The 17,174-nt window shown below is 39.1% G+C and carries 13 protein-coding genes and 1 pseudogene; all 14 read right to left on the bottom strand.

Annotated elements, in window-relative coordinates; all coding sequences use genetic code 11:
- Positions 1 to 57: 57 nt before the first annotated feature.
- The 14 genes and pseudogenes from LI288_RS09780 to LI288_RS09715 all read right to left on the bottom strand — a co-directional run bounded on the left by LI288_RS09780 (position 58) and on the right by LI288_RS09715 (position 17,121).
- Positions 58 to 654: a class I SAM-dependent methyltransferase gene (locus LI288_RS09780; RefSeq protein ID WP_227090269.1), complete on the bottom strand. Its 597-nt coding sequence runs from the start codon at positions 652 to 654 to the stop codon at positions 58 to 60.
- Positions 655 to 921: 267 nt separating this feature from the next.
- Positions 922 to 1,209: a pseudouridine synthase gene (locus LI288_RS09775; RefSeq protein ID WP_227090268.1), complete on the bottom strand. Its 288-nt coding sequence runs from the start codon at positions 1,207 to 1,209 to the stop codon at positions 922 to 924.
- A complete protein-coding gene (locus LI288_RS09770) occupies positions 1,193 to 2,146 on the bottom strand; it encodes an alpha/beta hydrolase (protein ID WP_227090267.1) in 954 nt (317 codons plus the stop codon). The genes LI288_RS09775 and LI288_RS09770 overlap by 17 nt, the downstream gene beginning before the upstream one ends.
- Before the next feature lie 2 nt (positions 2,147 to 2,148).
- Positions 2,149 to 2,544: a hypothetical protein gene (locus LI288_RS09765; protein ID WP_022432600.1), complete on the bottom strand. Its 396-nt coding sequence runs from the start codon at positions 2,542 to 2,544 to the stop codon at positions 2,149 to 2,151.
- A 347-nt stretch (positions 2,545 to 2,891) separates the two neighbouring features.
- A pseudogene (locus tag LI288_RS14665) lies at positions 2,892 to 3,014 on the bottom strand (DUF5688 family protein); the annotation flags it as partial.
- Positions 3,015 to 3,424: 410 nt separating this feature from the next.
- Positions 3,425 to 5,680: a formate C-acetyltransferase gene (gene pflB, locus LI288_RS09755; protein WP_022432487.1), complete on the bottom strand. Its 2,256-nt coding sequence runs from the start codon at positions 5,678 to 5,680 to the stop codon at positions 3,425 to 3,427.
- A gap of 235 nt (positions 5,681 to 5,915) precedes the next feature.
- Positions 5,916 to 7,217, bottom strand: coding sequence for a response regulator (locus tag LI288_RS14445; protein ID WP_227090266.1), 1,302 nt, complete (start codon positions 7,215 to 7,217; stop codon positions 5,916 to 5,918).
- 17 nt (positions 7,218 to 7,234) lie between these two features.
- Positions 7,235 to 9,313 (bottom strand): hypothetical protein, encoded by a 2,079-nt coding sequence (locus tag LI288_RS09745; RefSeq protein WP_227090265.1) that lies wholly within the window; start codon positions 9,311 to 9,313, stop codon positions 7,235 to 7,237.
- A gap of 228 nt (positions 9,314 to 9,541) precedes the next feature.
- Complete coding sequence (locus LI288_RS09740; RefSeq protein WP_022432484.1) at positions 9,542 to 11,278, bottom strand: carbon starvation CstA family protein; 1,737 nt, start codon at positions 11,276 to 11,278, stop codon at positions 9,542 to 9,544.
- A gap of 471 nt (positions 11,279 to 11,749) precedes the next feature.
- Positions 11,750 to 12,067 carry a thioredoxin gene (gene trxA / locus LI288_RS09735; RefSeq protein WP_022432483.1) on the bottom strand — a complete coding sequence of 106 codons (318 nt, stop codon included), beginning with the start codon at positions 12,065 to 12,067 and terminating at the stop codon, positions 11,750 to 11,752.
- A gap of 14 nt (positions 12,068 to 12,081) precedes the next feature.
- A complete protein-coding gene (locus tag LI288_RS09730; RefSeq protein WP_022432482.1) occupies positions 12,082 to 12,696 on the bottom strand; it encodes a hypothetical protein in 615 nt (204 codons plus the stop codon).
- Between the two features lie 57 nt (positions 12,697 to 12,753).
- On the bottom strand, positions 12,754 to 13,842 hold the full coding sequence (locus LI288_RS09725) for an NAD(P)H-dependent flavin oxidoreductase (protein ID WP_227090264.1): 1,089 nt from the start codon (positions 13,840 to 13,842) through the stop codon (positions 12,754 to 12,756).
- A 347-nt stretch (positions 13,843 to 14,189) separates the two neighbouring features.
- Positions 14,190 to 15,365 (bottom strand): hypothetical protein, encoded by a 1,176-nt coding sequence (locus LI288_RS09720; protein WP_227090263.1) that lies wholly within the window; start codon positions 15,363 to 15,365, stop codon positions 14,190 to 14,192.
- A 28-nt stretch (positions 15,366 to 15,393) separates the two neighbouring features.
- Positions 15,394 to 17,121: a sensor domain-containing diguanylate cyclase gene (locus LI288_RS09715; RefSeq protein ID WP_227090262.1), complete on the bottom strand. Its 1,728-nt coding sequence runs from the start codon at positions 17,119 to 17,121 to the stop codon at positions 15,394 to 15,396.
- Positions 17,122 to 17,174: the final 53 nt, after the last annotated feature.

The following is a 17,174-nucleotide window of genomic DNA, read 5'->3' as shown; positions in this document are numbered from 1 at the left end:
TTATCTGCATTGTATCACTTTTTACTGTTTTTGTGATATATCTTTTTTATAAAAAAACTATTTCTCCCCCACTCTATACACGACTACTTTCTCCCGTCTGCTTTCACCATCGGATATGTCACTGCAATCAATTTCTTCAACAAAGGTTACATTATATTCCTGTGACAGACACATAAGATACTCATCTGACGGATAATAACACATAACAAGCATTTCTCTTTGATTTTCATAATAACTGTCTATAATATTCGCCAGAACACTCTTAAATATTTCAACTGAAAATGGATTGAAAAAGAAAAATCTGTCCACGTTATCCGGAATTTTAAAGCCTACTGCATCAACACATAAAAACTTCACTTTATTCCCCGAAACTGCGTCAGTTTTATTTGCTAACGCCCGGTTGTAAATCCGTTCATCATATTCTATCCCAATAGAATGACATTTTGTCTGATATGCCATAAAAATGCTTACCCTGCCTTTTCCACAGCCATAATCTAACAGGGTATTATTTTTACCTATTATCCCGGTATTCGCTAGTCTTTCTAACACTTCATAGGATGTCGGCTCATATGGATACCTGAACGTATCCGACCTGGTGTCGTCACGTCCGGTTGTTTTTATTCTTAAAAGTTTTTCCCATTCTTTTTCTTTCATTATTAATATTCTCCAAAAAATCTTTTCCGAGTTGTGTTTAGCCTGCTAACACTAATAGTATATCCATTGATTTCATAACAAAAGTAACTCAAAAGCCGCAACCCCGTCGATAGCGGGAATGCGGCTTTTCTAAAGCTTCTCAGCCTGTATATTTTATTCTTTTCAAAATCCCAGATTACATTCTATCATGGAATGTTCTGCTTTCAACGGCAATCTCAAAATAATATCCATTTTAAGCACATCCAAGCTTCCAAAACATTCGCTGGTTCAGTTTTGGCTCAGTTTACATAGTGTTTCTTTTTGCATAAGTAAAGACAATCTTGCTGATTCCTTTTTATTCTTAGCCATAAGCACAAGCCCTGATACAGGACGGTCAAGTCTGTTTATTATAGCTGCGTAAGCTTCTTCACCCTTGCTTTTTCTATATGTAAGAACTTCACTTACAAGATCCATCTCAAACGACTTTCCGCTCTGCGACAGTTGTCCCGCCGGCTTGTTTAATATAATCTTATCTTTATCCCCGTATACCATATCCATCTTAACTAATAATTCCAATACTCTTAATCCACTTTGTAAAAAGTACTTTCCACTCACCAGTCTGTGCAAAATCATCACCACAGCCATAACCATGGCCACCTGTTCTGAATATATGAAGTTCAGCACTTACTCCGGCTTTTCTTGCTGCCATATAAAAGCCCACACTGTTCTCAGACAATGTTGTTCTGTCATCATCCGTTTCACATATAAATACTGGCGGCATATCCGGTCTTACAAGCTTATCCGGATTATACTTATGCAGTATCTTTGCCTTACTGTCACTGATTCTCTCAAGCACCTGTTCCTCAGACATATATCTTTTGCCTGCTTCAATACAATCGTCAATACTTATAACCGGATATGAACAAACAGCAAAATCTGGTCTTGCTGATAGTTTATCATATTCATCCTTATACTTATAATCCGCATACACATCACTTTCATACGCTGTTGATAATAACGCTGCCATAAAGCCTCCTGCTGAAAAGCCCATAACGCCTATCTTAGCTTCATCTATACCGAATTCCTGCGCCCTTCCTCTTATAACTCTCATTGCGCGCATAGCATCTATAAGTGGGACATCCTCTGCATTATCATGTTCATCTGATGGAAGCCTGCATTCAAGAACAAATGCAGCTATTCCCATACTATTAAGCCACTTTGCAACATCTTCACCTTCAAAGTTGTATACAAGGCGTCTGAACGCACCTCCTGGAATAATCAATACTGCCGGAATCCTTTGTCTGTCTGTACTGTTACCAATACCATCAGGTATATAAGGAACAATATCCGGATCTGTAATGTTCTGCACTATATGCTTTACTCTTCCATCAGGCATATCTTCAGTGTAATATTTTCTTGTAAGCTTAAGGTTCTGCGAACCCGGAGCCCCATGCTCAAACAGCCTTATCTTGTTTACTGGTGTCTTAAACACCTCCTTCTGCGTATCTGTCATATCTACTTCTCCCTTCTCTCAAGAAACAAAAGCTTATTAGCCTGTATGCTCAGCTCATCATAATGCATAAGCATATCACTCTCATCATATTCTTCCGGAATCACTTTATAGCCTTCAAACCTTATAAGATTCTTGAAATATTCTTCCACATCTGCTGTCTGCTTAACAACAACCTCACTGAATGCCACTCCCTCTTCTGACTCCTGAAAATCCGGTCTGTAAAGAAGCTCACCGGTAATTATATTTTCTTTATCGGCTACAAATACAGCTTTGGCATAATATTTGTTACTGTCCGTTGTCGTAAGACGTATTCTTCTTGGTGGTGCCATCGTCTTATCATTCATGGCATTCGCTTTCCTGACTTCTTCTGAATCAAAATATTCCTTTTCAATTATCATATTTAACCTTCTTTCTGTCATATAAATCACTCATAGTTTTACAATATCCAAAACAGGACGATATATTTAAGGTTCTTATGGATATATGTTCTAAACAGGCTTTTGTATCAGGGGGAAACTATTTTTCCATTTTTTAGCCCCAAAAATGGAATTTATTTTTTCACTTTCTTTTCCCCAGTTTTGCATTAAATAAATTCATTTTCTTCTTTTCACCTTGCTTCTTTTTGAAAAATTATATTTCCTTTTTTATGAAGAATTTCGGAAAATTAGATTTGCGTGATACAAAGAAGTAATTGTCTACCACTATGCTAACTCACATAGTGCTAAACGTCAATTATTTCTTACCATTATATTTCATCTGGTCTGACTTCTGTTGAATTAACTTCACGCACCATCTGCATCATATAATTTTTATTCATATCACCATTATCAGGAACTAATATAAGTTCGTGTATGCTGCTTGGTAAAACATATAGCCCTTCTGTTTCATTTGTCCTCCTTTAATTAATACCATGAAATCACCATTTCAAATTAGCCTTCTATATACGGCTTTAAAATGTGTATCTGGCTCAAATTTAACTTTTTATGCTTTATATAATTTTAGGGAACATTCCTGGTTATATTAATCAGAAGTGTTCCCTATTTTTTACGATTTTTGAATATCAAAAAAAGAGAGACATACATTACTGTACATCTCTCTTCTCTGAAATTTATTTTATCTTTGTACTTAAATCCTATTTAGAATTACTACACCATTTAGTACACCATTTACTACACCAATTAATTAAGATTTTACACCAAATTATGATAAGTTACGATAACTTGATATTATCTCAAAGTCGCATAAACACTGTATTTACGGCGTTTTCAGAATTCCAGATTACATTCTGTCATGGAATGTTCTAGAGATTACATCCATCTGCTGTTCCTTTGTAAGGTCGATGAACTTAACAGCGTAACCAGATACACGGATTGTGAAGTTCGCATATTCTGGCTTTTCTGGGTGTTCCATAGCATCCAGTAACTTATCCTTACCGAATACATTTACGTTAAGGTGATGAGCACCCTGATCGAAGTATCCATCCATAACGTTTACAAGGTTAGCAACTCTTTCTTCTTCATTATGACCTAAAGCATCCGGATTCATTGTCTGTGTATTAGAAATACCATCTAATGCCCACTCATATGGAAGCTTTGTAAGTGAGTTAAGTGAAGCTAAAAGACCATTCTGTTCAGCACCATAGCTTGGGTTAGCACCTGGTGATAATGGTGTACCAGCCTTACGTCCGTCAGGCATTGTACCTGTATACTTACCATAAACTACGTTAGAAGTAATTGTAAGGATAGATGTTGTAGGCTCTGAATTTCTGTAAGTATGTCTCTTCTTAATCTTCTCAAGGAATGTTCTAAGAAGCCATACAGCTATATCATCTGCCTTATCATCATCGTTACCATACTTAGGGAAGTCGCCTTCAATCTGGTAATCAACAACAATACCCTTTTCTTCATCACGTACTGTCTTAACCTTAGCATACTTAATAGCTGAAAGTGAATCTACTACATGAGAGAAACCAGCAATACCTGTAGCAAATGTTCTCTTAACATCTGTATCAATAAGAGCCATCTCTGCTGCTTCATAGTAGTACTTATCATGCATATACTGGATAAGGTTAAGTGTATTAACATAAAGGTCTGCTAACCAATCCATCATAACATCGAACTTTTCAATAACTTCATCATAATCAAGATATTCTGATGTAATAGGCTTGAAAGCTGGTCCAACCTGCTTACCATCTTTTTCATCCACACCACCATTGATAGCGTAAAGTAAACACTTAGCAAGGTTAGCTCTAGCTCCGAAGAACTGCATTTCCTTACCTGTCTGTGTAGCAGATACACAGCAGCAGATTGAATAATCATCACCCCATGTAACCTTCATAACATCATCGTTCTCATACTGGATTGAAGATGTATCAACAGAAATCTTAGCAGCATACTTCTTGAAGTTTTCAGGAAGTCTTGATGAGTAAAGTACTGTTAAGTTTGGTTCCGGTGAAGGTCCCATGTTTTCAAGTGTGTGAAGGAATCTGTAGTCGTTCTTTGTAACCATTGAACGTCCGTCAATACCTGTACCACCTACTTCAAGAGTAGCCCATGTAGGGTCACCTGAGAATAATTCGTTGTATGATGTAATTCTTGCGAACTTAACCATTCTACACTTCATAACGAAATGATCGATTAATTCCTGAGCTTCTTTTTCTGTAATCTTTCCAGCTTCAAGATCTCTTTCGATATAAATATCAAGGAATGTAGATACACGACCTACTGACATAGCAGCACCGTTCTGAGTCTTGATAGCAGCAAGGTAACCAAAGTATAACCACTGAACAGCTTCCTTAGCATCCTTAGCTGGCTGTGAAATATCATAACCATAGCTTTCAGCCATCTTCTTCATGCCTGCTAAAGCCTTGTACTGATCAGAGATTTCTTCTCTTAAACGGATAACATCGTCTGTCATTGTTCCGCATCCGCAGTTTGCATGATCCTTCTTCTTTTCTTCCATAAGGTAGTCAATACCGTAAAGAGCAACTCTTCTGTAGTCACCTACGATACGTCCACGGCCATAAGTATCCGGAAGACCTGTGATGATGTGGCTGTGACGAGCCTTTCTCATCTCTGGTGTGTAAGCATCGAAAACACCCTGATTGTGAGTCTTATGATATTCTGTGAAAATCTTGTGTAATTCCGGATTTGGTTCATAACCGTAGTTCTTGCAAGATTCTTCTGCCATCTTGATACCGCCGTAAGGCATGAATGCTCTCTTTAATGGCTTATCTGTCTGAAGACCTACAACTTTTTCAAGGTCTTTCATTGATTCATCTATATATCCAGGGCCATATGCTGTAAGACCGGCAACAACTTCTGTTTCCATGTCAAGTACGCCGCCCTTTGCTCTTTCTTCTTTCTGTAATTCCTGAAGTCTTCCCCAAAGCTTGTTTGTTGCTTCTGTAGGACCTTCAAGGAAACTTTCATCACCATCATATGGCTTGTAGTTGTTCTGAACGAAATCTCTTACATTGATTTCTTCTTTCCAAAGTCTACCTTCGAAACCATTCCACTGTTCCTTCTGTAACATTTTTGAATTCCTCCTTGCATAATCTCTGCACATTGTATACACTGATTGCTAAATAAAAAAATTGCTCATCGCAACTTTGACAATATTGTAACAATCCTTACGTGCATTATAATATCATTCATGTATCATAAAATCAATACTCTTTTGCATAGTTCTTAATTTAGTACAATTTTAAAATACAGGCACTACAAAATATACTTTTGCAATACCTGTATTATTCCCGTTTTTATGTATTTTATGCATTCAGTTCTTTAAATACTTTTAACAATTCATCCTTATCCAGCGGCTTCATGCAGAATTCATATGCCCCCAGCTTTAATGCTTGAATCACTTTCTTCTGCTGTCCGGCTGACGTCACCATAATGACATCTGCTGTATTATCGTATGCTTTAATCTTTTCCAATGCCGTAACACCGTCCATAACCGGCATCGTAATATCCATTGTGACAATATCCGGTTTATACTCTTTATATAACTGAACGGCTTCTTCTCCGTTTACAGCCTCACAGACAATACCATAGCCTGCTTCTTCAAGAATATTTCTTAATGTCTTACGGATAAAAGCAGAATCATCTACAATCATGACCTTTTTAACACCGTCTGCTACCTCACTGTCGGCACATTTTTGAATATCAATAGATGTCGGCTTTACACCGATTTGAACATCACTGTCTACAGCAATAAAAATTTCTGTCTCTTTACCATGGACATAAAGCGGAACAATATATCCGTCCCCGGTCAGTGTCTGGTTTTCATAGACAAACGGCGGTTCGATATCTACAAATAACTCACCCTTGCTGATTGCCGTTACAAACAGACCAAGGCACATATTAACCAGTTCGCTTAATGTATCATATGTATAGCTGTCTGCCTGTATCAGTTCTTCCTTTGAAAAATCGGATGCAAGTGCAAGCAGTCCGTCTTCATTTTCCCCTGCCACAAATGCTGTATAAATAACATGAGAACCGTATGTTTTTTGTCCGATAATACTCTGATACCGGATTTCTGTCACACGTTTAATTGAACCGATATAGTAATCCTGTGTAACAAATCTTGTCAGATTTCTCAAAATCAATGCCACAATATCAGTTACATACGGTTTTGCAGAAAATGCAAACAACGGTACAATCCCGTCAATATCATCTTCCTTTAACGCTTCCATTTCGGACTTTGAAAAGCCCTTGGATGTCTGAAAGCTGTCAAGATATTCATCCAGTTCGCTGGCAGTAATATATTTTTTCTCAAACATAATCTGCAAAAACTTCATAAATGCGCAACCCTGCTGCTCCAGAAGTTCATCCACTTCCCGTTCTGATAAATAGCCTCTTTCTACCGCAATATCACCGAAACGTCTGTCATACTGTGTCTGTAAATGATTGACTTCTTCCGTTTCGTTCTGTGTCATATATCCGTTTGCAATCGCAATCGTTCCCAGCCGGACCTTTGCTGTTGCCTGTTCATCCAATACTTCTCTTAACTGCTCCGGTGTAAGTACTTCTTCACTTACCAGATATTCACCAAATAACTGACTAAACATTTGTCTTCTCCTTCTTCTTATCCTAATTCATAAAAATCCAGATTCTTCTGTAACACTTCAGTAACCTGTCCGCCTCTTTTTAATACGTTGGAATTAAATGTCTTTAACTCACGTACTTTCTTTGTATTTTCTCTGTTAAACCGTGCTGATGCCGCATTAAAGATTGGCTGCGATTCAAGCTTTTTCCGATATTCTGCCGCAAACGGACAGTACATATAAAGAATTCCTCTCACAACCTTATTTAATCGGATAGAGTTCTGGGATTCGTATTTAACCCATACGTCATAATCCTTTGCAAACATTTCACGGTAACTGTTACGACAGCTTTTAAACTGTGCCCTGATTTTTTCTTTGGCTTCTTCCGTCAGATCTTTATTCTTTCGGTAAAACTGTACATAATCGCAGTACTCGGATGTAAGAGAATGTTCCCGGACATCATTCCAGTAATTGCCCTGTACAGTACGGCAGATTTCCCAGCGGTAAACTGCTGCCATGTTAATCAGACTGTTTTCAAGATTGCCGTTGAAAAATGCAGAAAGCACAAATCTTGCCGGTGTATCTCTTTTCTTTTCCGAAATATCCTGCCACATGACACCTCTGCTGCCGACATTCGGCATCAGGATAAAGTCCGGAAGAACCTGTTTCATGACTACAATATTATCGATTTTATTTTCCGGGTCATAATACATCTGCTCTCTGTGGAACAGTGAATAATCCACCTTCATAATCGCACGCATCGCCTCAGAAAGCTTCTTTGCTGACAGAAACGACTTCTGAATGCTCTTACTGAACTTCTTCTGTGTCAGAATCGGGCTGAAAATTGTAATTTCATTCGTTGTCAGACGATTGATAACCTTAAACATATTACGGATTTCAAACTGCACTTTGGCTGTCTGGTCAGACAGCATCTTTGTTTCTTCTGCTGCTGACAGATGGTGCAGTGCCTTTTCTTTTCTTACGTTTTCTTTATAATCCTGGTCAAATTCATCTTTGGACGGTTCTCTTTTTCCCTCGTATATTGCTTTCAGCCAGCCATATACGGTATAAATAGAAAATCCCGTACCCGATAAGTCCGGCTTGAAATAATACAGTTCCGCCAATCCCTTTTTATCAAATTCCTTCTCATCCATAAAGCCAAAATTCAGGAACAATTCGACTGCCCTGCTAAGAGAAGTATCCTTTAATGAATGTAAGAAAACATTTTCATAAATCTGATAGAACTGCTCTGCAATATCTTTTCTTAATTTTCTGACATCGTTGTCCGAAGTATTTCTGTCCGGCAGATTCATATACTGCGAAACCATGAGGGTAAATCTGGAAGCTTCCTTTTCATCTATCTGGGAATAATCCAGAATCTGCTTCATGGAATTTGCCAGTTCACTCTCAACCAGTGCATAGTCATAAGCACTTTCATCCATGCCTTCTTCTGCCGTATCTTCACCATCCAAAAGGTCGTCTGCTGCTTTATTTTGGGCTTCATCGTCCTGAATACCAAGTGCTGCCTTTCCTAAAACATCCACCAGTTTTAACGCGGTACGGTTGATATCCGCTACCAGCTTTGAACCGGTAATCAGATGTTCATATGCTATCATTTCCCCGGCTGTAAAAAGTTCATGAAAAACTTTTTTATCCAATGCGTATATCTGATTCATATAGGTGCAGATTTCCATATCCACCTTTGCAGAATCTTCTTCTTTATCAATGACATTAAAATCATCCATTTCTGATGCATAAGACAAAAAGCTTTTTTCATATAACCGGTACACTTCATGAAACTGCGCAAATAAAGAATTGACAGCAATTTCCTGATAGTTTTTACCCAGTTTTAAAAGCTTCTGAATACCGTCTGCATGTGCAATGTCAAAGCACAATACAATCAAATCCGTAACGGCCTCATAATCAAAAAGATATTCTTCTGAATAAATATCAAGAATTCCTAACAGTGCTCCGTTATCGAGATTCATCTTCATATATTCGCTTTTTGCACGTACCTGTCCATTCACTAACAGATATACATGTTCAACGTTTTCGCCTGTCTTAAAAAATGTTGTCCCCTTTGGGATATTCATTCTTCCACCAAAAACAACCTGTTCCATATTATTTATTCCCCTGTCTTTTACGATATTGTGTCTTCTTATTTTAAATTTAAGGTTTTTTCACACTATTTATATATTACTATGAACACGACAGAATTTCAATATTTTTATCGCTGGGATTGCCGTTCCTATGCAAAAATCTCCCGAATCCTCTCTATATATGATATAGAAAAAATCCGGGAGTTTTTATGTAAAGCTTCTTATTTTATTATACAGCTGCTATACGAATTAAGCTGCCTTTTCTGAGTTTTTCTCACTCTTTGCATAACTCTTAGCTGAATTTACAACAATGATAAGACCAAGTACAATCAGCAGAATTGCAATAATAAGCTGAAGCCCGTTGGCAATAAATACGCTTCCCCATGTAGCAGTACCTGCCGGAATTGTAACAGATGCTGCTGTCTGGATTGCCTTAACCATAGCGATTGTACGCTGTACCAGTGCTGTAAATGTTACACAAAGCATAATGATAAGTGGCGGGAACAGCATCTTGTTGCTGCGTCCTGTTACCTTTAAGAATACACAAAGTGTAAGAATTACAAGTGCACTTAATAACTGGTTTGCTGAACCAAATAACGGCCAGATGTTTGCATAACCAATCTTTGTGAGTACGAAACCACAAAGAAGTGTTATTACTGTTGAGAAATATGTATTGCAGAGTAACTTTCTCCATCCTTCTGCATGTTCCATATCATCTACGCTGAAAAGTTCCTGAAAACTCATACGTCCGATACGTGCAACGGCATCAAGTGATGTAAGAGCAAGTGCAGATACACACATTGTCATAAATACGGTTGCGAAATGTACCGGAACACCAAACATTTCAAAGAAACCTGCAACACCACGACTGAAAATCTGGAACGGTGTACCAGTAGCGGCTGTTCCGTCTGCTGCTGCGGCTGCGCCTGCAACACAAAGAGCGATAACAGCAAGTAAGCTTTCAAGTATCATAGCGCCGTAACCAACTTTAAGCATATCCTTTTCATTTGCTACAGTCTTAGAAGATGTACCGGAAGATACAAGGCTGTGGAAGCCTGAAACAGCACCGCAGGCAACCGTTACGAAAAGGATTGGGAACATTGTTCCAAGTTTTGCATTGTTAAATCCTGTATAAACCGGAAGGTTCATAGACGGATGAGCTACAACCAGACCAAGTGCTGCACCGACAATCATGGCAATGAACATAAATGTTGTCATGTAGTCACGAGGCTGCTTCATCAGCCACATTGGAAGAACTGCTGCAAAAAAGATATATACAAATGTGATATAGCTCCATGCGTTCTTGCCTAATTCAATTGGGAAGTAGTTACCAATTACAAATGAAGCAATGATAAATACGATACCAACAACTGCTTCTTTCCAGCCTGAAAGATTCCATTTCTTCTGAATCAGACCAAATACAACGGCAAATACCATAAACATGATAGATACCATACCGGCAGAACCGTTTGTTGAAGCAGCTGCAGATAACTGTGACTGTCCGTCAACAACTGTATACGCATTGAATGTTCCGGCTACCATATCGGCAAATGCTGCAATAACAATTAATGTAAATAACCAGCAGAACAGTAAGAAAATCTTACGTCCGAATTTACCGATGTACTTTTCAATAATCATACCCATGGACTTTCCTTCGTTCTTAACGGAAGCATATAAGGCACCGAAGTCTGTAACAGCACCGAAGAATACACCACCGATGAGAATCCAGAGGAGTACAGGTAACCAGCCAAATGCCGCTGCCTGAATTGCACCGGTTACAGGACCTGCACCTGCAATAGATGAAAACTGATGACTAAATACTGTCCATCCGTTTGTCGGGACAAAATCTTTACCATCATTGTACTTTACTGCCGGTGTTTCTGCCTTAGGGTCAATTCCCCATTTGTTGGCTAACCAACGGCCATAGACAACATATGCGCCGAATAAAATAACAGCTGCAATTAAAACAATTACTAAAGTGTTCATAGATGTCACTCTCCTATTATGATATATTTCATCAGTCAAACACTCTGTACGCATTGTCCATAGTATCAAAAAAGCCTTCGTCTCCACACAAATCTAAATGATTTGGTGCAAAGACGAAGGCTGATTTAACATTACTTCCGCGTTACCACTTTGCTTGCCGGATATCCCGGCCTCTCTACTGCCACTGCTGTCAGAATCAATAGAATACCGACTCTATGGCATGCCCTGTTAACGATGGGTACCGATTCCAATTACTAGGCTGTATACAATTACACTGCCTTTCACCGGAACTGCTCGCAGGTGAGGGCTTTTTCATTCCTTGCTGCCGCTTCTCATCATCTTACGGCTCTCTGTGAGCGGTGATTTGAAAAAGTCATTTCCTGTTCTCTGCATTTGACTGTTGAATTAAGTAATAAGATAATCTTTCAAACTTCATTTGTCAACAAAAATTTTAATTTTTTTTTAATTTTTTTAATTTTTTGTATTCAGAAGTTCTAAAATCTGTTCCTTCTGTAAAAAGCCTGTGGATTTATTTACAACCGTTCCATTTTCCATGAGTACCAGTGTCGGAATGTACATAATAGAAAATTTTTCTGCCAGTTCCGGTGCTTCTTCGGTACTTACTTTTACAAACTTTACATCCGTCACTTCTTCTGAAACTTCTTCAATGACCGGTCCTAACATCTGGCACGGTCCACACCATGATGCCCAGAAATCAATTAATACCGGCTTATCAGACTGTAATACTTCCTTTTCGTAATTTTCACTTGTTACATGTACAATTGCCATAAGCTTACTCCTTATCAATCCTTATTTTTTAAAATATCAACTCTTGTTACTTTACCTTCTCTGATACTTGCAATGCATAATGCAAAATTATCGTAATCCACGCAGGTTCCGATTTCTTTTGAAAGGCTTTCCTCACAAATCCGCTTCTCAATCACATCACGGAGCAGTTTTCCATCTGTTTCCGGTATTTTGATTTTAGCAACACGGTTTGCCATTGCTACAGTCATACTGCCGCGTACGGTAATCTTTTCTACCTCATCGTGTGGGATAAACAGATATTTTCTTGTAGCAAACAGCACAACAATTGCAAATACCCCGGTCAGTGTCTGTGTCACGGAAGAATGGGATACAACAACCTGTCTTGCAATTGCAAATAAAAGGACTTCAATGACAGTCCCCGGTGAGTGCATGCAAAGCATTTTAATAAGCTCCACACCAATCGCAAGATTCATTGCAGTTTCCAGATAATATGCAAAGACGTCTTCTCCTGCAAAAATATATTGCGGATTAAATACGTCCATCAGCAGTTTCCCTGCAAGAATTACAATAACCAGTCCTAAAATCAGCGAAAGCAGCATTTCCAGATACTGTGAAAGTGCAAAAATCTTAGCACGCAAAAATTCTTTCATTGGTTTCTCCATTCGTTCTTTTTCACTTACTATAGTACTAAATACCGGGGTGTTATGTCAACCTTGTGTCAATTCCCGCATCAGTTCCGGTACGGTTGTCATTTCATGGATTCTGGAAACATTTTCACCGCAGAAAATTAACCCCTGCTCTAATTCGCCTTTCACGGCGTGAATCAGCGCTTGTGTAATGCAGTACGGCACTTCCTTCGGGTTACATTTTTCAAGGCACTGATAACAGCCGGTAATTTCTTGTTTGTGCTGCTCAACCTGTCTGATAAAAGCATTGCGCACGGCGCGTCCCGGCATGCCGACAGGACTTTTTACAATCTGTATATTACCCTTTCCCGCCTCAATATATGCATGTTTGTATGCATCAGATGCATCACATTCTTTAGTGACAACAAAACGGCTTGCAATCTGTACGGCATCTGCACCTAATGAAAGCACATGGTCAATATCCTGTCTGTCAAAAATACCGCCTGCCGCCGCAACCGGAATCTTTTTTGTGTATTTCTCCTCATATGGCTTTTTGCTGTCAATGACCCCGCAAAGAATCGCGTCAAAATCAATATTTTCAATATTTTCCAATACACTTTCCTGAAATCCAAGATGTCCGCCTGCCATCGGTCCTTCCACAATAATACAATCCGGCACCGTATGGTAATGATGGTCCCACATTTTTAAAATAATTCCCGCTGCTCTCGCGGAAGACACAATCGGCATCAGCTTTGGTATCTTTTTCCCATGCTCACGTGCATAGTTTTGGGCAATTCCCGGTAAATCTGCCGGCAGTCCCGCACCACAGATAATGACATCTGCACCCGCTTCTACCGCCGTTTCAATGTGCTGTCTGTAATGCTTTAATGCCACCATGATATTCACACCGACCAGTCCGTTTCCGCCTGCAATCTCTTTTGCCTGCGCAATGTGTTTTATTATTGCCCTGCAGTTACACTCCGCCGGATTTTTTTCAAAATTTTCCTCGTCATAACCGATCTGTGCTGTTGATATCACACCGATACCGCCTTCTTTTGCAACTGCTCCCGCAAGACGGCTTCGACTCACTCCAACACCCATGCCGCCCTGAATCACCGGCACCGGCACAATAACATCTCCTAATATAAGTTGTGGTAACTGATTATTCATATTCTTCTCCATTCCGCAGGTAATTTCTCATCTGCCATAACAGTATTTTGTTTTCGTTCAGAAATACAATATTTTGATTCTCAAACTATTTATGTTATACCGCTTCTTTGTTTTTTTGTCAAGATGATATTACATTTATTTCAATATGATGTAGTTTTAAAAACCGTAATTATCAGAATCCTTTATATCGATATACCAGCTGCATATCAGCCAACATCCTTTAAGCTTTCAGAACTTTATAAAATAAGCTGCACAGCCGTTTTTTGTTCCGGCTGCGCAGCTTTCTTCTTTTAATTCTTTTATTTTTTATGTTTTATGTTTTAACCAAAAAAAATGTTTTATCTATTTTACAGCGTTACGAGTACTTTGATTTTGCTCTTGTTTTTCCAATTTTTCACTGTGGACTTCTTAAATGCCATTTCAACAATATCCTGACCTGTATGGATACGGGATACCGGATGCATGGCAACATTGTCGATACATCCCTTTGCATCGTAAAAAATCACCTTAATCATCGGACAGCGCACCAATACATAGGTTTCTTTGGAATAGCTGACCTCACAGTAAAGAACCGGACAGACGGTGTCACCCTGTTCTTCTGCACGGATTCTCATATTAGAAACGGCAAGGCCGATGGTTTCCGATGATTTTTCATCAAATTCAATCAGACTGTTTAAATAGTCTTCTATGGACTGCTCCTGCTCTTCTTCCTCCGGCTGGGATACCGGCGCCGGCTGACTGATTGTTTCTGCCGGTTCTTCTTCCTGCGCCACATTGACATTTAACTGCTTTAAAACATCTTCTACTGTCTGTGTACCTAATGCAAAACGATTGACAAATTCCTTCATGGACAGCCCTAAGACAGACTCTGCGCCTTCTCTTTCCAGATATTCTTCAAGTGATTCTGCTGCAGCTTTTTCATCCTGTGCTGCCGGGATGTCTTCTGCCGGAGAATCCTGTACTACCACTGCTGCCTGTTCTTCACCGTCTTCTTTCACTGCCGAAGCTCCAGTCTGTGTCTGTGCTTCCGTCTGCGCCTGTACCTGTTTTTCTGCTTTGTCAGTCAGTTCTTCAACCGATTCTAAAGTTCCTTCTGTTTCCACCGGTTCTTCTTCTGCTGCCGGAAGACCTTCATACTCCATAAATTCCACACCGACACAATCCCAGCGGTTTGTTCCTTTTCTCTGGAAACAGAATTTCATCTGCTGTTTATCTTCAATGCAGGCAACCGTTAAGACTGCCATACAGCCGATTCTTGCTTTAAACTGCGAACTGATTTTTACATTAATCTTTTTGGTTTCGGCAAAAAATTTGCTGTGTCCTAAAATCACATCTGTTGTACTGATTTTATCCGCTCCCGCGCTGTACTTGTTTCCGTCAATATCAAATGCGTCAAAATCTATAATTCTGATACGACAATTGTCCTCCGAAGTAAGACGTAATTCAAAAATAAACGCATTGCTGTCTTTCCCTTTTACTTCGCTTAGTAATACTACCTGAAATTTGTCGTAAGTCCTGTTCATAAATTCCTTTGTTCCTTCCACTTTCTAACTATTTTCTTGCATCATGGCATGTCTTTTTATTCTCATACATGCGGTTATCCGCCAGTCTGTAAACCATGTTGACATCGCGTATTTCACCGTCTGACACAATTTCAGAACTGTCTGCATAGCCGTATGCCGTACTGTAAACATACCCACTTTGTGCTTTATTTGCCTCACTCATAATTTTTTGAAAATGTCGGATTTCTTCCTGACAATTAAGTTCTTCGATGTTTTCTACAATTACAATAAATTCATCGCCGCCCATTCTGCCAACGATACCTTTGTCCCCAAACGACTTCGTTAAAATATCAGCAAACCCCTTAATCAGCTTATCCCCACTGCTATGCCCATGGGTATCATTCGTGGCTTTCAGCCCATTCATATCAAAATTAAAAATTGTAAATGGAATGTTATTATAACAATATGATTTTAACCGTTCTTCACAAAAGCGGCGGTTATAAAGTCCCGTCAGATTGTCCGTATATGCCATTTTATAAAGAACTGCCTGTTCTTTTTCGTCGACCATTTTTCCCGCAATATCCCAGCTTAATGAGAGCAGTAAAATACTAATCAGAATCACAGTTCCCAAAGATGAAAATCCTGTTGTCCATGACATTTCATGACCCCAGTATTTTCCTGCCATATAACCTGACCATTCCGCTCCGATACACAGCAAAAACAAAATCACACCGCAGATAACCAGTCTGCTCTGCCGGTTTCCCTTTCTGACACAGGCAATCATTAATATAATCAGATAAACACAGACAATTGCTACAAATGCCTGTTCCAGCCGAAGCATATGCGGAAGATGCCAGACACCTGAAAAATGAAGCACAAATAAAAGTGCCGTCACACCGCTATCTACCCAGAAAATTATGTAATACATCCACGTTATCCATCTGCTGTCTGCTTTTTTCGGATAATCCCTGAAAAAAAGCAGCAGAGACGGCGGACCGATATACATGCTGGCATACTCAATAAAGGTACACAGCCATATCGGTACCCGGTAAATCTGTAGGATATTATATTTTCCCATCGTCCATAAACCTACCATCAGCGAGAAAATTCCCAGTGATATCAAATGTGTAAACCAGGTCCGCGTCAGCATCATAACCATCCCAAGCAAAAGCAGGACAAATCCGATAAACAAAAGGCAGACACTAAGTGCATAAGTAACTCTGTTGGTCACTAAAAAATCAGTGTAAATTGTTGCATAATCAGTAATATAAATATCGTTCATCCGGGTAACATAAGAATCACCGTTTGCCTTAAATTCCAGCATCAGTTCATGCTGTTCTCCATCTTTAGGCATAGCAATGCTGTGCATGCCGCTTCCAACCATTTTCCCGCAGTCATACCGCTCCAGCCCGGAACTGTAAATACATTCTCCGTCCACAAAGACACGTAACGTTGCATTATGCGTCTGAACCACAAGTACCGGTGATTGAAACTGCCCTTTATCCACAAAAGTACGGGATAAATATATTGTCTTTTTGTCTGTTAAAATATTATCAAAGCGGAATGTATTCAAATCCACATCCGTATCCGTCTGATTTTCACTGACAACAGTCCAGTTTAAAAGCAATGGCTCCTTTTTTGTATATTCATTTTTTCTTAAACCTGTAATATGATATAACAGCATGGCACCCAGTAAAACGATTACAATTCCCACAATACTCATACATCTTTTTATATATTTGTTTTGGATAACTTTTACCCACGCAATCTGTTTCATCAAATTCCTCCGGCTCTGCCATGAAAACACCTAACATTTCAAGTATACAGAAA

It is taken from the genome of Lachnospira pectinoschiza (assembly GCF_020564355.1).
Lineage (GTDB): Bacteria > Bacillota > Clostridia > Lachnospirales > Lachnospiraceae > Lachnospira > Lachnospira intestinalis.
Note: the sequence above shows the minus strand (reverse complement) of the source record. Positions and strands in the feature narration are given on the sequence as shown.